This window comes from Paenibacillus diazotrophicus, assembly GCF_042610465.1.
In genome coordinates, this window is record NZ_JBGJZN010000007.1 from 129,291 (window position 1) to 147,017 (window position 17,727).

17 protein-coding genes are annotated in these 17,727 nt (G+C 53.4%); all 17 read left to right on the forward strand.

Annotated features, from left to right (window positions below; translation table 11 throughout):
• The first annotated feature begins 55 nt into the window (after positions 1-55).
• The 17 genes from ACAN54_RS23225 to ACAN54_RS23305 all read left to right on the forward strand — a co-directional run bounded on the left by ACAN54_RS23225 (position 56) and on the right by ACAN54_RS23305 (position 17,710).
• On the forward strand, positions 56-1,237 hold the full coding sequence (locus ACAN54_RS23225; protein ID WP_379161126.1) for an exonuclease SbcCD subunit D: 1,182 nt from the start codon (positions 56-58) through the stop codon (positions 1,235-1,237).
• 1 nt (position 1,238) lies between these two features.
• Positions 1,239-4,922: an AAA family ATPase gene (locus ACAN54_RS23230; RefSeq protein WP_379161128.1), complete on the forward strand. Its 3,684-nt coding sequence runs from the start codon at positions 1,239-1,241 to the stop codon at positions 4,920-4,922.
• 575 nt (positions 4,923-5,497) lie between these two features.
• Positions 5,498-5,857, forward strand: a complete 360-nt coding sequence (locus ACAN54_RS23235) for a histidine triad nucleotide-binding protein (RefSeq protein WP_379161130.1) — start codon at positions 5,498-5,500, stop codon at positions 5,855-5,857.
• Between the two features lie 141 nt (positions 5,858-5,998).
• Complete coding sequence (rpsU, locus tag ACAN54_RS23240; RefSeq protein ID WP_005547957.1) at positions 5,999-6,172, forward strand: 30S ribosomal protein S21; 174 nt, start codon at positions 5,999-6,001, stop codon at positions 6,170-6,172.
• A 15-nt stretch (positions 6,173-6,187) separates the two neighbouring features.
• Positions 6,188-6,631, forward strand: coding sequence for a GatB/YqeY domain-containing protein (locus tag ACAN54_RS23245; RefSeq protein WP_379161132.1), 444 nt, complete (start codon positions 6,188-6,190; stop codon positions 6,629-6,631).
• Between the two features lie 261 nt (positions 6,632-6,892).
• The gene (locus tag ACAN54_RS23250; RefSeq protein ID WP_379161590.1) at positions 6,893-8,218 is read left to right on the forward strand and encodes an NfeD family protein; all 1,326 of its coding nucleotides are present in this window, start codon (positions 6,893-6,895) and stop codon (positions 8,216-8,218) included.
• 39 nt (positions 8,219-8,257) lie between these two features.
• Entirely contained in the window at positions 8,258-9,259 is a 1,002-nt protein-coding gene (gene floA / locus ACAN54_RS23255) for a flotillin-like protein FloA (RefSeq protein WP_379161134.1), read from the forward strand.
• A gap of 15 nt (positions 9,260-9,274) precedes the next feature.
• Positions 9,275-9,853, forward strand: a complete 579-nt coding sequence (locus ACAN54_RS23260) for a hypothetical protein (protein ID WP_379161136.1) — start codon at positions 9,275-9,277, stop codon at positions 9,851-9,853.
• Between the two features lie 182 nt (positions 9,854-10,035).
• The gene (yqfC, locus tag ACAN54_RS23265) at positions 10,036-10,329 is read left to right on the forward strand and encodes a sporulation protein YqfC (protein ID WP_379161138.1); all 294 of its coding nucleotides are present in this window, start codon (positions 10,036-10,038) and stop codon (positions 10,327-10,329) included.
• Entirely contained in the window at positions 10,326-11,507 is a 1,182-nt protein-coding gene (gene yqfD, locus ACAN54_RS23270) for a sporulation protein YqfD (protein ID WP_379161140.1), read from the forward strand. The genes yqfC and yqfD overlap by 4 nt, the downstream gene beginning before the upstream one ends.
• A gap of 15 nt (positions 11,508-11,522) precedes the next feature.
• Positions 11,523-12,494, forward strand: coding sequence for a PhoH family protein (locus ACAN54_RS23275; protein WP_379161142.1), 972 nt, complete (start codon positions 11,523-11,525; stop codon positions 12,492-12,494).
• Between the two features lie 17 nt (positions 12,495-12,511).
• Entirely contained in the window at positions 12,512-14,767 is a 2,256-nt protein-coding gene (locus ACAN54_RS23280) for an HD family phosphohydrolase (RefSeq protein WP_379161144.1), read from the forward strand.
• Positions 14,764-15,261 carry an rRNA maturation RNase YbeY gene (gene ybeY, locus ACAN54_RS23285; RefSeq protein WP_379161146.1) on the forward strand — a complete coding sequence of 166 codons (498 nt, stop codon included), beginning with the start codon at positions 14,764-14,766 and terminating at the stop codon, positions 15,259-15,261. The genes ACAN54_RS23280 and ybeY overlap by 4 nt, the downstream gene beginning before the upstream one ends.
• Positions 15,261-15,656, forward strand: a complete 396-nt coding sequence (locus ACAN54_RS23290; protein WP_379161148.1) for a diacylglycerol kinase family protein — start codon at positions 15,261-15,263, stop codon at positions 15,654-15,656. The genes ybeY and ACAN54_RS23290 overlap by 1 nt, the downstream gene beginning before the upstream one ends.
• Positions 15,657-15,820: 164 nt before the next feature.
• Entirely contained in the window at positions 15,821-16,270 is a 450-nt protein-coding gene (gene cdd, locus ACAN54_RS23295; RefSeq protein ID WP_379161592.1) for a cytidine deaminase, read from the forward strand.
• Between the two features lie 284 nt (positions 16,271-16,554).
• Positions 16,555-17,448, forward strand: a complete 894-nt coding sequence (era, locus tag ACAN54_RS23300; protein ID WP_074112500.1) for a GTPase Era — start codon at positions 16,555-16,557, stop codon at positions 17,446-17,448.
• A gap of 118 nt (positions 17,449-17,566) precedes the next feature.
• Positions 17,567-17,710, forward strand: a complete 144-nt coding sequence (locus tag ACAN54_RS23305; RefSeq protein WP_074085694.1) for a YqzL family protein — start codon at positions 17,567-17,569, stop codon at positions 17,708-17,710.
• Positions 17,711-17,727 lie beyond the last annotated feature (17 nt).

The window sequence follows — 17,727 nt, forward strand, 5'->3', positions numbered from 1 at the left end:
CTATCAATCTATCAATCAAGAGGCACCGCATGTGGGCGGGGAAAAGAGGGTGACAATGCGCATATTGCATACGGGAGACTGGCATCTGGGGCGGACGCTGGAAGGAAGAAGCCGGCAGAAGGAGCAGGAGCAGTTCATCGATGAACTGGTGGAGATTGCGGATGCCTCCCAGGCGGATCTGATACTGATGGCAGGGGATGTCTATGATTCTGTGAATCCACCGGCAGCAGCCGAGCAGCTCTTCTACGATGCGGCCGCCAGACTTACGGCTAATGGACGGCCGCTTGTAGTCATTTCCGGCAATCATGATCAGCCTGAGCGTGTGGCATCCGTGTCGCCGCTTGTCCGCAGACAGGGCATCACACTTGTGGGCCTGCCTACCTCGGAACCGGTGACCGTTCATGCCGTGCGCACAGGCGAGATTGCCAAAATCGCAGCGCTGCCTTATCCCTCCGAAGCCCGGCTCGGCGAGCTTCTCGCCGGTGATGCGGGGGAAGATGAGCTTCGTCTTGCTTACAGTGCCAGGGTCGGCAGGCTGATGAAGCTGCTGGGCCGTGAATTCTCACCGAAGACAGTCAATCTGGCCATGAGTCATATCTATGTGCTGGGCGGAGTGGAGAGTGATTCAGAGCGGCCCATCCAGGTTGGCGGGGCTTATACCGTTGATCCTTCCGCGCTGTCATGCGGCGCACAATATACAGCGCTCGGCCATCTTCACCGCGCCCAGCGTGTGAAAGGCGACGGCATGATCCGTTACAGCGGATCGCCTCTGGCCTACAGCTTCTCTGAAGCAGGTCAGGCGAAGTCCGTGGCTTTGCTGGAGATCGCGCCTGGCGGGGAGCCTTCCTTTGAGGAGATCTATCTGCGCTGTGGCCGTCCTCTGGTGAACTGGAAGTCTTCCGGGGGGTTGCAGGAAGTCTACAACTGGCTGGATGAAGGCCGGGATGCAAATGCCTTTATTGATCTGGAGCTCCGCCTCACGAAAGCGATGTCGCTGAATGATATTCAGCGGCTGCGCAAATCCCGTGAGGGGATTATACATATCCGCCCGGTGTATCCGCAGATGGAGCAGGAGCTTGAGGAGATGGCCCGCTCGCGCATGCCCGTGCAGGAGCTGTTCCGCAGATTCTATCAGCGGCAGACCGGCGGGGCAGAGCCTGAGGACAGCCTGATTGAATTGTTCCTGGAGTTGGCGGAAGAAGAACGGCGCGAGCCTGCAGAAGGGGAGGAGAACTGAAGTGAAGCCAATTCTACTAAAAGTAGCCGGGTTGCAAAGCTATAGAGAGCAGCAGGAGATTGATTTTGCGAGTCTGACCGAGACCGGGCTGTTCGGTATTTTTGGGCCGACGGGAAGCGGTAAATCCAGTCTGCTGGACGCGATCACACTGGCCATGTATGGCAAAGTGGAACGTGCAGTGAATGGGACACAGGGAATTATGAATCATTCTGAGGACCAGCTCAGCGTGGCATTTACTTTTGAGCTTACCTCCTCTGCCGGCCCCCGCCGTTACAGGGTTGAACGTAAGTTCAAGCGGACAGGTGACCAGTCGGTAAGCAATACCATCAGCCGCTTTATTGAGGTTAACGCTGACGGCGATCATGTGATGGCTGACAAGCTGGCAGATGTTACACGCTGCGTGGAGGAACATATTGGACTTAAAATGGATGATTTCACCCGTGCTGTGGTGCTGCCGCAGGGGAAATTTGCCGAGTTCCTGTCACTGCGCGGCGTGGATCGCAGGCAAATGCTCCAGCGTCTTTTTCATCTGGAGCAGTATGGTGACGGACTGGCGCTTAAGCTTAGCCGCAGGGTCAAGGAGAACGAGGCCGCGCTGCGGGCGCTGGAGGCGGAGCAGCAGGGGCTGGGAAGTGCAGGCAAGGCGGATGTTGAGGCTGCTGCACAGCGCCTGCAGGAAGCAGTCCGCCAGGCGGCAGATTGCCGCAAGCGGCTGGATGAGGCAACGCAGCGGGCGGAACGCTATGCCCGCATCCGTGAGCTGCAGGAGGAGCGTTCCCGCCGCGAGGGACAGCGGCAGGCTCTGCTTGCGCAGGAGGCGGAGATTCTCCTGCTGGAGCAGAAGCTCGGCAAGGCTGACGAAGCCGAGAAGATGCTGCCCGCGCTGAAGGCCTGGCGCAGCGCGGAAGAGGCCTGGAAGAGCCGGCTGGCCCATGCGGAGGGCCAGGAGGCTCAGGCCGCCGCAGCCGAGCAGCAGGCGGCGGCGCATGCAGCAGCGGAAGCGGCGGCGCAGGCCGCGCTTTCCGCAGAAGAGCCCGCCCTCCGGCAGGGGGCGGACACCTACCGCCGCGCGCTCGAGCTGGAAGCTGAGCTTAGCGGTCTGCGGCGCGAGCGCACAGCGCTGCTGGAGCGCCGCGATGAGACTTCCCGCGGGCTCGCTGCCCGGCGGGAGAGCATGGCCCGGGAGCGTGAGCTTTTGGCCAAGGGCCAAAAGCGCCAGCACGAGCTGCAGCAGAGCCTGCAGCCGCTCGCGGTCCGCTCCCAGGAGCGGCAGTCGCTGCAGGAAGCCATGCAGCGTCTGCAGGGCCTGCGTTCCGCCTCCTCCCAGCGGGAGACGGCGGAACGGGAACGCGCCGAGCGCGCCGCGGTGCTCGCGGCGGCGGAGGCGCGGCTCGCCGCCGCCGGGGAACGGCGGCGCTCGCTTGAGGCGCAGCGCGGCACGGGCATCGCCGCCGCTGCGCTGCACCTGCAGGAGCTGCGCGCCGGAGAGGCCGCAGCGGGAGCCGCCGCCGATCAGCTGGAGCTTCACGGAAGCACGCTTGCGGCGGCGCTTAAGGGCCAAGAGCGGCACCGGCTCTCTCTGTCGCTCGCCAGTGAACTGCTGGACGGGCAGCCGTGTCCTGTCTGCGGCAGCCCGCACCACCCCGCACCTGCGCTGGCAGAGGACAGCGCCGAGCGGGAAGAACTGGAGCATCAGCTCGAGCAATCCCGCGCCTTAGGCAGACGGGCGCTTGAAGTGCGTCTTCAATTCCGCAGCCTGCTGGAGCAGGATATGATCTGGCTGGAACAGGTATATGGCGAAGGGGCGGCAGAGTCTTTCGCAGCACCCGCCGCTGCGGGCTTGGAGGAGGGCAGCGTAGCCAACCCTGCTCAGTCTAAGACTCCGGCTTCAACGGATCACCTGGCAGCTCCTTCTTCTTCGGATCCAGCTATAGCCCCGGCTCGAGCGGAACACCCGATAGGTCTGTCGTCTTCGGATCCAGCTAAGACCCCGGCTCCAACGAATCACCTAGCAGCCTTGTCTTCTTCCGATCCAACTATAGCCTCGGGTCCATCGGAACGCCCAACAAGTATTTCTTCTTCGAATTCAGCTGCGGTTCCGGACTCTGCCGGTGACTCCGCCGCTTCTGTATCATTCCGTACCAGTACAGTTCCGGGTGAGCAGGTTTTGTCCGGACTGGAGACAGGTTATTCTGAGCGTAAAGTCCGCTCCGGCGAGCTTCGCCGCATTGCGGCAGAGTGGCAGCGCGCCTGGCAGGATCAGCAGCAGCTGACCCACAAGGAAGCAGCGGCGGCGGAAGCTGAAGCCGCTTGGCTGCAAGGGATTACAGTCAAGACAGCAGATCTGGCCCGGCAGCTGGAGGATCTCAATAACGAATGGACGAGGCTCTTTCCGGAGCTTGCACCGGATGATGCGGAGCATGCCTACCGGGAAATGCTGAAGAAGGATGAGCAGGCTGAGGAAATCAGGGGACGGCTGGAGATCAGCGTCAAGTTCCTGGACGACAAGAGTGCCTCTGTCCAGATGCTGCAAGAGGAAATAGCCTCCCTGGATAAAGAGCTGGCCCAGTGGAACGCACAGCTGGAAGGCAAAGAGTCGCTGGAGCGCGAGAAAGAGCAACGCCTTCTTCAGTGGACTGACGGCCGCTCTGCTGGTGCTTTGCTGGCGGGATGTGAGAAGCGGCTTCAGGAGCTGCAGGCGGGGCTGGATAGCAGTAAGCAAGCTCACCGGGCAGCAGCCGATCAGGCACAGCATGCGGTGAAGGAAGCCGCAATCAGCCGCCAGGCGGCTGAGTCTGCCCGGGAGCATTATACGGCGGCTGACACGCATTGGAAGGATAGTCTGAACGCCTCGCTGTTTGCTTCAGCCTCTGAGGTGGAAGTTGCCGCGCTCACTCCTGAGGACCGGATGGAAGCTGGTGCACGTGTACGGGCTCACCGTGATGGGGAGGCTGAAGTTACACTGCAGCTGCGGAACATCGCAGAGAAGCTGGAAGGTGCGGTCTTAAGCGCAGAAGAATGGCAGGAGAGCCAGGCAGCCCTGCACAGCTGCAAGGAGGAAGATGAGGCCGCTTTACAGGGCCGTGCTCGTGCTGAACGTGACCTGGAGGACTTGCAGCATCGCCACATCCGCTGGGTGGAGCTGGAAGGGAGACGGGCGGAGCATGCTGCGCTTCAAGACCAGCTTTCCAAGCTGCAGACTGTCCTGCGGGGAAATGCCTTTGTAGAATATATAGCAGAGGAACAACTGATGCAGGTATGCCAGGCTGCTTCACAGCGGCTTCGTTTCCTGAGCAAGCAGCGCTATGCGCTTGAGGTGGATTCTGGCGGCGGGTTTGTGATCCGGGATGACGGAAATGGCGGCGTTAGACGACCGGTATCCACTTTATCCGGCGGAGAAACGTTCCTGACCTCTTTGTCCCTGGCACTGGCGCTTTCGGCGCAGATTCAGCTTAGGGGGCAATATCCGCTGCAATTCTTTTTCCTGGACGAGGGTTTCGGCACCTTGGACCCGGACCTGCTCGACACTGTCATCACATCGCTCGAAAGACTGCATAACGACCAGCTCTCCGTTGGGATCATTAGCCATGTTCCCGAGCTGAGGGCACGTCTGCCCCGCAAGCTGGTTATTGTTCCGGCAGAGCAGGGAGGCGGGGGATCGCGGATTCTTTTGGAAAAAATGTAATCCTTCACATACAATGTGATGATCGTCACAGATACAGTATCATCCCCTTGTTATAATACAGCTAAGCCGACATCATTTTGAAACACCTCGGCGGACGTATGACCGGGAGCTAACCTCCTTTTCATACGTCCGCCGCCGAATCAGCTTTCTAAGCTGATAGGGTGTTTCTTTTTTTTTGCCTTTTTTCATGCGGATTTCTTGGTTTGCCGAAAGCTTGTCATGCTTATATATTTTTCAAGAGCTAATCATCACCCTGTATCTATAACAGTAAGGTGGATCATCTTCATATCTTTCAATCAGTTATCCCCTGTCCGTTTAGATGTCTACATCGCAATCTGAATATTCTATTGCCTACCCCTTCTCCTTCCCATCTCTTACCCTTTCGCATTCTTACACAGCACGATCTCCGTTTCCACACCTCCTCCGGCGGCTGCCTTTCCCTATCCGTAATTATCCTGTATGATAAGAGACATATAATGATGATGCCGCGAAGCAAGCCATTCCCGAGCACGGATTAGTACAAGCCGGATTAACTTGCTGGCTTTTCACCAACACTAATAGGAGGAAACGTCCCCATGGAAACCGTGTTTAGCAAAATTATTGAAGGTTCGATACCATCCAATAAGGTATTCGAAAATGATCGGATTCTGGCATTTTATGATATTGAGCCTGCAGCTCCGGTACATGTGCTGATTATTCCGAAGAAATTCATAGCTTCCATGAATGACGTTGCACCTGAAGACCTGCCGCTGATCGGTGAGATTCACGCTGTGGCGCAGCAGATTGCTGTTAAGCTTGGAATTGCAGACAGCGGATACCGTCTGATTAACAATTGCGGACCGGACAGCGGACAGGCCGTGCCTCATCTTCACTATCACTTGCTTGGCGGGGCCAAATTAGGCGCTCTTGTCGGAAATTCGGCATCCCACGCCTGACAGATTTTAAATACGGAAGTACCCGGCCGAAAAAAAGAATAACACGAAGGTTGACACCTTATTTCGCTTTGACCTATAATGAAATTTGATGAACCGTGTTGTTATGCTCTTGGACGGTCTGGTCGGAGGGAGGGAAAACTGGTGTCTGAAACGAAAGTTCGCAAAAACGAGACAATTGATGCTGCACTTCGTCGCTTTAAACGTTCCATTGCTAAAGATGGTGTCTTGGCTGAGGTGAAGAAACGCAAGCATTATGAAAAGCCAAGCGTAAAGCGCAAGAAGAAGTCTGAGGCTGCTCGTAAGAGAAAGTTTTAGGAGGATTACCCACGCATGAATCTTAGCGAACGATTAAACGAAGATATGAAGCAAGCGATGAAGAGTAAGGACAAGTTCACACTCTCCACGATTCGAATGGTTCGTTCTACAATAAAGTATCTTGAAATAGATTTGAAGAGAACATTAGACGACAGCGAAGTGCTTGATATCCTAAGTCGTGAAATCAAACAGCGCAAAGATGCCCTCCAAGAATTTGAATCAGCGGGTCGCGACGAGCTTGCCGCGAGTACGAAGGCAGAAATCGAGATTATCATGAAATACCTTCCTGATCAGCTTTCCGAAGAAGAAATTAAAGTAATTGTACAGCAGACCATCCAGGAAACCGGTGCTTCTTCGAAAAGTGAAATGGGTAAGGTGATGAGCGCACTGATGCCTAAGGTAAAAGGTCGCGCCGATGGTAAACTCGTGAACCAGGCGGTTCTGCAATTTCTGCAATAATATAACGCTAGCACCCCTTTCTTAAGGGGTGTTTTTCATTTTCAGGGAAGTAAGCATTTTTGTTTAATAGGATTGCGTTAGGGACACGGTATAGGCATAGACTTATATCGTGTCCCTTTTTAGCGTTGTTTTGAAACGCAGATGACTAACAGGCGTACTAAGCACTATAAACTGGAATTTTGTGAAAGAGGAGGTAAGCCCTTGGACAGATTTCGTAAAATCGTGATGTCCAGTATTTCCGTTCTCCTATTGTTGCTGCTGATGATACCCATAGCGGGTGCGGCGAGCGCAGACAAGGCAACACCGCGTTCACCGTCAGGAACTGCACCGGCGTCCAAAAACGGGCCTGTATTTATCATTCCGGTAGATCAGGAGATTGAGCGGGGGCTGCAGAGCTTTCTGGAGCGGGGATTTCAGGAGGCTGCGAATTACGGCGCTGTGCTGATTCTGCTGGAAATTGACACGCCAGGCGGACTTGTGGATTCGGCAGAACAGATCGGCACGATGGTACGCGACAGTGAAATTCCGACGGCAGCTTATATTAGGGGGGATGCCGCTTCGGCAGGCAGCTATATTGCGCTCAACGCTGGAAGCATCATTATGAAGCCAGGCAGTATGATCGGCGCGGCTTCCCTGGTAGACGGCAGAGGGAATAGTGTGGATGACGCCAAGCTGGTGTCCTACTGGAAGGCTAAAATGGTTGGTGCCGCTGAACTGAATGGGCGTGATCCGGAAATAGCCGCCGGGATGATGGATAAGAATATTGTCGTCAACAAGCCCGAGCTGGGCGTGAAGAAGGAACTGGGCCAGATTATCGCACTGAGCAGCGATGAAGCGCTCAAAGCCGGTTACGCTGATAGCATCGCCGGTACACCTGAAGAAGCAATCACCTCACTGGGCTATTCAACAGACGACATCTTTCGCGTGGAGCATACAGGTGCGGAGAAAATGTCGCATTTTCTGACCAATCCGATTGTGATGACGCTTCTGCTCTTCATCGGAATTGCGGGGGTTGTCATCGAGATGCTGGTTCCGGGCTTTGGGGTTCCCGGGATTGTCGGCACACTGGCCTTTGCGCTGTATTTCTTCGGCAATTATGTGGCGGGCTTTGCGGGTGCCGAGACATGGCTGTTATTCATTCTGGGGCTTGTGATGCTGGTTCTGGAGCTGTTTGTTCCGAGCTTTGGCATACTGGGTATCCTCGGCTCTGTACTCCTCGTAGCGGGCGTAGTTAGGGCTGCATACAGCTATACTCATGCGTTATTCAGCCTGGGCATTGCTTTTGCGGCAGCGGCAGTCGTTATTATCATTGTAGCTGTCGTGTTCAAGGATCGGGGTATATGGAACCGATTTATTCTGAAAGACAGTCTCACCAAAGAGCAGGGATTTGTGCCTGTGCTGGAGAAACTTAGTTTGGTTGGAGCCTCCGGCGTCAGTATTACGCCGCTTCGTCCGGCTGGAACGGTGAATCTGAATGGGGAGCGGGTGGATGTGGTTACTGAGGGCTCTTTTATTGCCGCGGGCGCTTCCATCACGGTGATTAAGGTCGAGGGCGGACGTGTGGTTGTGAAGGAAGCCGAGAAGTGAGAATTATGAAATTACATTTTAACGGGGGTTGAAAGAGGTATGATTGAAGCGTCTACTATTACTATTTTGCTGATCGCGGTTGTTGTCATTATTGTGCTGAGTGTGTTTTTCAGCTTTTTCCCGGTCATGCTATGGGTTTCAGCTTGGGCTGCGGGTGTTCGAATCAGTATTATTACCCTTGTGGCGATGAGACTGCGGCGGGTTACGCCAAGCCGGATTGTTAATCCGCTGATCAAGGCGACCAAGGCCGGGCTTGGCGTGAATATCAATCAGCTCGAAAGCCATTACCTGGCAGGCGGGAACGTTGACCGGGTTGTGAATGCACTAATCGCTGCACAGCGCGCAGACATTCCATTGGAATTCACGCGTGCCGCTGCGATCGATTTGGCTGGACGTGATGTGCTGCTGGCAGTACAGATGAGCGTTAATCCGCGTGTCATTGAGACTCCGATTGTAGCCGCTGTTGCCAAGAATGGTATCGAGGTTAAGGTAAAAGCGAGAGTAACCGTACGCGCCAATATTGACCGTCTCGTCGGTGGTGCAGGCGAAGAAACCATTATCGCCCGTGTTGGTGAGGGGATTGTTACCACAGTCGGTTCAAGTGATTCCCATAAGGATGTACTGGAGAATCCAGATTCCATCTCCCGTACTGTATTATCCAAGGGGCTGGATTCGGGGACGGCTTTTGAAATTCTGTCCATAGATATCGCGGATATTGATGTGGGCAAGAACATCGGTGCCTATCTGCAGACCGAACAGGCTGAAGCAGACAAACGGATCGCCCAGGCCAAAGCAGAAGAGCGCAGAGCAATGGCTGTCGCCCATGAGCAGGAAATGAAGGCCCGCGTCGTCGAGATGAAGGCGCTTGTAGTCGAGTCCGAGTCCAAAGTGCCGCTGGCTATGGCGGAAGCGCTACGCTCAGGCAAGCTTGGAGTAATGGATTATATGAATCTCAAAAATATCGAAGCTGACACGCAAATGCGCGGTTCGCTAGGCAAATTAAACGATGGTGAAGACAACAGCCGTCCAACCAATAAATAAGGGGTTGAGAGTCCCATGGGCAGCTTGATTTATGTAGTGGCGATTATCATCATTGGAATCATTTCGAGTCTGAATAAGGCGGGGAAAAAGAAGGGTTCCGCTGTTCCGCGCGGAGGGATGCCTACATTTGGCGGCGGCGGAGGGAATCCGCTGCAGCCCTCCCGGCGAACGCAGGGCAGACTTGGAAATGAGCGTAGCGGTTTTCCTGAACCTAGGGCAGATTCCACTACCCTAAGCCGTCCTTCATCTTCTTACCCGGAAACGGGGTATGATGCTTCTCCGGCATGGCCGGAATCTGCTGAATCACCATCTCCCGATTACCAGACCGGGGAAGGGGTTTCCTTAGAGTATATCCCGGAAGACAGCGTGCAGATCCGTGCAGAACGCATGGAGCGTGAGCTGAAGCGCCTGGAATCGCAATTTGGCGGGAACGGCGCCACCCCAAACACCGGGAGCGCTGGGACACGGCCAGAAGCCGCCCAGGAGATTGGTCGGGAATTCACTGCAGACCGTAAGGCCCTGCGGGAAGGTCTCTTATGGGCGGAAATACTGGGCCCGCCGCGGTCACGTCAGCCCCGCACTTTTCGCAGATAATCTGTACGGACCACAAACTGTATATGTCAACGCTTCACTAAGCTTCGGGTTCCGATCAGGAATCCGGAGCTTTTTTTGCCAACCTAAGCATGTACAAGGGCTACACTTCGCCAGTTCTTCTCATAAACAAAAGCGATCCCGCATAAGGTGTACAGAAGGCAGGAAGGGGGAGAAGTCTACTTATGACCCGTATTGGCCGCAGGCTGCGGGGATGGACAAACGGGGTGCTGGATCTTCCGCAGGATGTACTGCAGGAGCTGCCCCGTATCACCCTGATCGGCAATAAAGAACTGTATATCGAAAACCACCGCGGCGTGCTGCATTTTTCCTCCGGGCAGTTGAAGCTGGCGTTAGTAAACGGTTCGCTGGAGATTTCCGGCGAGGGGCTGATGATTCGTAATATTCTGGGCCAGGAGCTGACCGTAGAGGGGATTATCGGAGAAATCAGATATAAGGGAAGCGAGGAGAAATCATGAAGGAACCGCCTCTGTCATCACTGCGGGGGTTCGTTACACTGCATGTGACGGGACCGCAGGTGGAAAAGTTTATCAACGCAGTAACCGAAGCAGACATTGTGATCTGGAACGTCAGGCCTGCCGACAACGGTGCTACCCTAAATCTGCTGCTGGATGATTTTTTTGTCCTTCGGCCGCTCTTGAAAAAGACAGGCTGCCGTTCGCGGATCATAGCCCGAAATGGACTGCCTTTCCGGGCGGCCAGATTGTGGAAACGGAAGTTTTTTGCCGCAGGTATACTCCTGTTTGGAATTAGTCTTCTGCTGCTGTCCTCGATGATATGGACCATCCGCATAGAAGGCAACAACAGGATTGCCTCCGAGGATATCCTGCAGGCCGCACGTCAGGAGGGGGTATACCCTTTCCAGTGGATATGGCGCATGGATGATCCGGACAAGCTCTCTAAGGCACTGACTTCAGAGCTCCCAGGCGTCTCCTGGGTAGGCGTACAGCGGACAGGGACTAGCGTCAAAATCCAGATTGTCGAGTCTGACCAGCCGGAGAACAAGCCTTTGCTCAGTCCGCGTCATCTGGTCAGCAGGACCGATGCAGTGGTCAGTGAAATCTACGCGGAGCAGGGCAGGCCTGTAGTAAGCCGCAACATGCGTGTGAAAAAGGGCCAGATATTAATCTCCGGTACGCTTGGTGATGAAGAAAACATGCAATCTGTGGTTGCCAAAGGCGAGGTGAAGGGGCTCGTCTGGCACGAATATAATATAGAAGTGCCGCTGAAAAGGACAGGAAGCTCATTTACAGGGGAACGGAAGGACCGCACCTATCTGGTGCTTGGCAAATGGGCGATTCAGCTGTGGGGCTACGGGGTATCAGGCTTTACTGAATCACGTACGCTCACGGAGCATGATCCGCTGACATGGCGGTCATTCCAGCTGCCGCTGGGACTGATGACTGAGAAGGAGATGGAGGTGCGCAGCACGGCTGAGACGCTGACACCCGAAGCTGCGCGGTTAGAGGGAATAACCCGGGCGAAGAATGATATTTTGGCCCGTTACGGCACAGACAGCACCATAAAAAGTCAAAAAATTTTGCATGAGAAGAAAGACAATGGTAAAGTTTATATGAAAGTGCTCTTTGAAGTGGAAGAGAGAATTACGGAAGAACTTCCGCTAGTAAACAACTGAGGAGAATGAGGCTACTTGTCAGAACAGACTGCAAGCATTCGTATATCTTTGCAAAATGCGGGAGAAGCGCAATCCCTGTTCGGCCCGCAGGATGGTTTTCTGAAAATTATCGAAAGTGAAATTCCTGCCGTTATTGACTCGCGTGAAGCTGAAATTACGATTCGCGGAGCGGAACGGGAAGTGGACATGCTGGGACAACTGCTTACTGTACTGCTCTCGCTGATTCGCAGCGGCTACATACTCAGTGAACGGGATATTCAGTATGCGGTGGAGCTGGCCAAGGATTTCCGTGCCGACCAGCTGCTTGATTTGTTCAAGGGTGAAATCACGACAACCTTCCGCGGCAAGCCTATCCGTGTCAAAACCATTGGTCAGAAGCATTACGTAACTACCATCAAAAAGCGGGACATCGTCTTCGGCATCGGGCCTGCAGGTACCGGCAAAACCTATCTTGCCGTTGTGCTGGCCGTTACAGCGCTGAAGGAAGGTTCCGTCAAACGTATAGTTCTAACTCGTCCGGCTGTGGAAGCTGGCGAGAGCCTGGGTTTCCTCCCTGGTGATCTGCAGGAGAAGGTGGATCCCTATCTCCGTCCGCTTTACGACGCGCTGTACGACGTTATGGGTCCTGATCAGGTCGCCAAGGCGCTTGAACGCGGCCTGATTGAGATTGCTCCGCTTGCTTACATGCGCGGACGCACGCTTGATGATTCTTTTATCATTCTAGACGAAGCCCAGAATACCACCCCGGAACAAATGAAAATGTTCCTGACCCGCCTTGGATTCGGCTCCAAGATGGTGATTACGGGGGATGTCACCCAGATCGACTTGCCGCGCGGCAAGAAATCCGGTCTGATTGAAGCCAAAGCCATTTTATCCGGCATTGATGAGCTGGGTTTTGTCTATTTTGCTGAACAGGACGTTGTCCGGCATTCCCTGGTACAGAAAATTATCGTCGCCTATGAACGCTCTGCCGAAAACCTCGAATAAAAAAGGGGACTGTCTTCATGGCCTCAAAGCAACCATCAAAATTAAGCGGATTTGTATACAGCAATAATGGCTGGAAGTATAGCGCGGCAACGCGCTATGCTCTTTTCCTGTTATTGGGGCTTGTTTTCTACTTCAGCCTATCCCCTGACCTGGTACCTAAGAAATATGATATCAAAGAGGGAACCCGCAGCGCCAAAGAGATCACTGCACCCAAACAAATCCTAGACACCAAAGCCAAGCTGAAAGCCCAGGAAGAAGCGGCTGAGAACGTAACCAACCGTTATGCGATCATTCCGATGAGAGCGGACAATCTAGTAACCTCTCTGCTTGACCGGATAGACCGCCTGAATCAGGATGATCTTATCTCGCAGTCCGACAAAACGGCAATTTACCGCGAGGAGATTCCTCAGCGGGCGAATGATTTTATACTGAACTTTGTGACCTCCAGCCGTAATTCCGGTGCCTATTCTGAGCATTTGCTGGATGAAATGCAGTCGGTGATTAAGGATCAGACCTATGTTATCCCGGAAGAGACGTTTATCAAGATTCCGCGTCTGACCTCGCAGGATATTATCGAGATGAAGCCGGTCGCCAGGGATATCGTTACCAAGCTGATGAATGACCAGATTACCGATGCCCAGACCGCACGTGCCAAAGTGGCTGAGCAGGTCAGTGTCAGCTCGCTGAGTCAGCGCACGGCCCGTGAGGTTGTACAGGAACTGGTACGGCTCGTCATTACAAGTAACAAGTTCTATGATGAGGATGCGACCAAAGAAGCCAAGGTACAGGCCCGGGAGAATACACCTGATGTGTTCATCGAGCAAGGCGATGTGCTTGTGGCAAAAGGGGAGCTGATCACTCCCGAGTTATATGCACTTCTGGATGATAACGGTCTGCTGAGCAATGAGGTTAATTACTGGCCGCAATTCGGTCTGCTGCTGCTGGCGGCAATGCTGTCCTTCGGCCTGCTGACATTCATCCGTTATACCGGAGGCACCTCAGGCTTTAAGTATAATAATTCCCAGCTGCTGATGCTGGTGCTGGTATTTATCATTACGATTATTACCATGAAGCTGGCTGCGTTTCTGCAGACGGATGTCCGTTCTTATGTCGGTTTTCTGGCCCCGGTTGCTATTGGTGCAATGCTGATCACCATGCTGCTGGATATGACCTTGGCCTATTTTTGTTCCATTTTATTCAGTGTACTCGCTAGTATTATTCTGAATGTACAGCAGAACACTGTATTTGATTTCACTTTCGGGTTCTTTGCACTTATTGTTTGTTATGTGGCCATCTTCGCTACCCACCGTGCAGGACAGCGTTCCACGCTCCTAAAAGGCGGGATCATGGTATCACTATTCGGCTGCCTGACGGTGTTTATGCTTACCCTGCTTGGCGGAGGAGGCTGGAATCAGACGCAGACTCTCTATGCCATCGGCTTTTCTTTTGCCGGCGGTCTGCTGACTGCAGTACTGGTTATTGGTCTGATGCCCTTCTTCGAGGCGACCTTTGGCATTCTGTCAGCGCTGAAGCTTGTGGAGTTGTCGAATCCGAATCACCCTCTGCTGCGCAAGCTGCTTACCGAAACGCCGGGTACCTATCATCATAGTGTGATGGTCGGCAATCTCTCTGAAGCTGCTGCGGAAGCGATTGGTGCGGACGGACTACTCTGCAGGGTCGGATCCTATTATCACGATGTGGGTAAGACCAAACGGCCGTTTTATTTCATCGAGAACCAGAACAATATGGAGAATCCACATGATTCGATTGAGCCGATGCTCAGTAAGTCGATCATTGTGTCGCATGCCCGGGATGGGGTGGAAATGCAGAAAGAGTACAAGCTGCCCAAGCCTATCCGCGATATTGCCGAGCAGCATCATGGCACGACATTCCTGCATTATTTTTATCATAAGGCACTTAAGCTTGCTGAAGAAAAAGGGGTAGAGCCCGATTTCACCGAAGATGACTTCAGATACCCCGGACCGAAAGCGCAGTCCAAAGAATCCGCGGTGGTCGGAATCGCAGACAGTGTGGAAGCCGCCGTCCGTTCGCTCCGCAAACCCACAGTGGTGCAGGTAGAGACGATGATTGAGAAAATCATCAAAAGCCGTCTGGATGATCATCAGTTCGATGAATGCGACCTGACGATCAAAGAGTTAGACATTATCGCACGGACGCTGAAAGAGACGATAATGGGGATTTTTCACTCGCGGATCGAATATCCCGAGGATGTGAAGAAACCGAAAAAAGAGGAAGGGGCCGTAACCACATGAGCCTAGCAATCGTTTGGAACAACGAACAGGATGAGCATCTAATAAGCGATGAGCTGATTGCCCTGCTGGAGAGTATTTTGCAAAAGGCAGGTCAAATGGAAGGGATTGACGAAGGCGAAGTGGACCTCACTTTTGTCAATAATGAGCGTATCCACGAATTGAATATGGAGTACAGGGGGATAGACCGTCCGACGGATGTACTCTCCTTTGCCATGAACGAGACCGGAGAAGACGAGCCGGAGATTATATATGCTTCACAGGATGATGGAGAAGGAGAAGAAGTTCCCTATGTTCTGGGCGACATCATTATCTCCGTGACCCGGGCGCAGGAGCAGGCGCAGGAATATGGACATTCCCTGGAACGCGAGCTGGGCTTCCTGTTTGTCCACGGCTTCCTGCATCTACTGGGTTATGATCATCAGGATGCGGCTTCGGAAGCTGAAATGATGTCCAAGCAGGAGCAGGTGCTGGCACAGGTCGGGTTGACCCGCTAATGGTCAAGAATACGGCGGTGGGCCACAAAAAGTTCTGGCACTCCTTTCGGTTTGCTGCGCATGGCATTGCTTCAGCGTTCCGATCCGAGCTGAATATGAAGGTGCACAGCACTTTAGCTGTGCTGGTGCTTGTTGCTGCTGTCATTTTCAGGCTTCCCCTGTCCAGCTGGATGCTGCTGTTGCTTGTGATTACGCTCGTCCTGACTGCTGAATTGCTGAATACCGCTATTGAAGCGACGATTGATCTGGTTTCCCCGGAGATTCATCCCTTGGCTAAAAAGGCGAAGGATACCGCCGCAGGTGCTGTATTGCTGACGGCAGTCTTTGCTGTCATCGCTGGGATCTATGTATTTTATCATCCTGTGATGGACTGGATCACCGGACTTATGTCATAATCAGTGTACAACTAAAGCTTATGGGAGAGGCGGACCCGCGTTTTGCGCTCCGTCTTTCATTGTCTTCACCCATGGGAATTCATGCGGTGTAGCTTCACATAATCAGACGGAAGTTTCAAGTATCAGAACTTCATGATTTGTACGAAGTGAATTCAAGGGAGCATATGCTTACACAAATCCTTAGGAGGACAACTATGGAATCTGCCCTACTCTTACAAGAAGCGATCAAAGCACGGGCCAATGCCTATATCCCCTACTCCCGTTTCGGTGTCGGTGCGGCATTGCTGGACCAGGACGGCCACGTTCATCATGGCTGCAATGTGGAGAATGCCGCATACGGGCCGACGAACTGTGCCGAACGGACTGCGCTTTTCCGCGCCATAGCGGACGGCCATAAGGCCGGAAGCTTCAAGGCGATCGCAGTCATTGCTGATACAGACGGACCCGTATCACCTTGCGGCGTCTGCCGCCAAGTCATGGTAGAGTTATGCCCTCCGGATATGAAGGTCATTCTCGGCAACCTGAGGGGGGATATTCAGGAGACTACTGTCCGGGATTTACTCCCAGGCGCGTTTGGACCATCCGATCTGGAGCAGGGTCAAGCTCCTGAGTAAGCTGAAGTCGAAGTTTGATACAGGGACTCACTAAGTTAAACAGCCTTTTATATGCGAATTCTAAATGTATAAAGTACAACATCACAGTTAAGCGTGTTCCCGCAGGGAACGAAAGCGCTCAGTCCTCTATTCCTCCTTCCCATGTGCCACAAAGCCACTCCTTCGCCCAATTCCGGGTGTCCAGAGGGCCGGGGCCCTTGGGGTCCCCCTTGGCTAAGGGGGATTTAGGGGGATCGAAACACCCTTAGAGGGATCAAGAAGGAAGTAGGAAGGAAGAAGATTATATGAAATTCAAATCAGGCTTTGTTGCCATTATCGGCAGACCGAACGTAGGCAAATCGACACTCATGAATCAGGTGATTGGACAGAAGATCGCCATCATGTCGGACAAGCCGCAGACAACCCGAAACAAAATTCACGGGGTATACACTGCTAACAATTCGCAGATTGTATTCCTGGACACGCCGGGTATCCATAAAAGACAGTCCAAGCTGGGTGATTACATGAACCAGACGGCGATGAGCACGCTGCATGAGGTGGAAGCCGTACTGTTCCTGGTGGATGCTTCCGAAGGTATGGGCGGCGGTGACCGCTATATCGCCGAGCAGCTGAACGGAATCAAGACACCGGTCATTCTTGTGATGAACAAAATTGATAAGATCGAGCCCGAAGCGCTGCTTCCGCTGATCACCGAATACAACAAGCTGCATGAATTCGCTGAAATTGTACCGATCTCTGCCAAGCTTGGCAGCAACGTAAATACGCTGCTAGACCAGGTAGCGAAATATCTGCCGGAAGGCCCGCAGTATTATCCCGATGACCAGATTACCGACCATCCGGAACAGTTCGTCTGTGCGGAATTGATCCGTGAGAAAATTCTGCATCTGACCCGCGAAGAGGTGCCGCATTCCATTGCGGTTGCTATTGAGGACATGCGTGTTGAATCCAATGGTGTTGTCCATGTTTCGGCTGTTATTTTTGTGGAGCGGGATTCCCAGAAAGGGATTATTATTGGCAAGCAGGGTGCGCTATTGAAAGAGGTTGGCCGACGGGCCCGTACGGATATTGAGAACCTGCTGGGTTCGAAGATTTTTTTGGAGCTGTGGGTAAAAGTGAAAAAAGACTGGCGTAACCAGGACCGCGTTCTGCGTGATTTGGGCTTCCACAAAGATCTTTAATATCCGTATTTGCGGCTTTCTGAAATACACCTGGCAGGAATTGCAAGGATAGATCCTGGCCCATCGCACATCCTATTTCTGAAGAGACATCGTGTTTCCGAAGAAAGGATGAATACGAATGCGAGACTTTTCGTGGAAGTATTTTGCAATGACTGGAGATGTCGATGCTTATCTGTTGTACAAAGAAGCCGCAGATCCGCTCAGTGGCAGCATAGAGCTGCCTGCGGAGGAAGAGAAGGTCCTGGATGAAGAAGCGCAATAAGGACTGGTTGCTTGCCG

Excerpts from the sequence above, each read along its gene's own strand:
- ACAN54_RS23225 (WP_379161126.1), top strand. The coding sequence starts at position 56 with ATGCGCATATTGCATACGGGAGACTGGCATCTGGGGCGGACGCTGGAA.
- ACAN54_RS23245 (WP_379161132.1), top strand. The coding sequence starts at position 6,188 with ATGAATCTTAGCGAACGATTAAACGAAGATATGAAGCAAGCGATGAAG.
- ACAN54_RS23250 (WP_379161590.1), top strand. The coding sequence starts at position 6,893 with ATGATACCCATAGCGGGTGCGGCGAGCGCAGACAAGGCAACACCGCGT.
- yqfC (WP_379161138.1), top strand. The coding sequence starts at position 10,036 with ATGACCCGTATTGGCCGCAGGCTGCGGGGATGGACAAACGGGGTGCTG.
- ybeY (WP_379161146.1), top strand. The coding sequence starts at position 14,764 with ATGAGCCTAGCAATCGTTTGGAACAACGAACAGGATGAGCATCTAATA.
- yqfD (WP_379161140.1), top strand. The coding sequence starts at position 10,326 with ATGAAGGAACCGCCTCTGTCATCACTGCGGGGGTTCGTTACACTGCAT.
- ACAN54_RS23290 (WP_379161148.1), top strand. The coding sequence starts at position 15,261 with ATGGTCAAGAATACGGCGGTGGGCCACAAAAAGTTCTGGCACTCCTTT.
- era (WP_074112500.1), top strand. The coding sequence starts at position 16,555 with ATGAAATTCAAATCAGGCTTTGTTGCCATTATCGGCAGACCGAACGTA.
- floA (WP_379161134.1), top strand. The coding sequence starts at position 8,258 with ATGATTGAAGCGTCTACTATTACTATTTTGCTGATCGCGGTTGTTGTC.
- cdd (WP_379161592.1), top strand. The coding sequence starts at position 15,821 with ATGCTTACACAAATCCTTAGGAGGACAACTATGGAATCTGCCCTACTC.
- ACAN54_RS23305 (WP_074085694.1), top strand. The coding sequence starts at position 17,567 with ATGCGAGACTTTTCGTGGAAGTATTTTGCAATGACTGGAGATGTCGAT.
- ACAN54_RS23280 (WP_379161144.1), top strand. The coding sequence starts at position 12,512 with ATGGCCTCAAAGCAACCATCAAAATTAAGCGGATTTGTATACAGCAAT.
- ACAN54_RS23235 (WP_379161130.1), top strand. The coding sequence starts at position 5,498 with ATGGAAACCGTGTTTAGCAAAATTATTGAAGGTTCGATACCATCCAAT.
- ACAN54_RS23260 (WP_379161136.1), top strand. The coding sequence starts at position 9,275 with ATGGGCAGCTTGATTTATGTAGTGGCGATTATCATCATTGGAATCATT.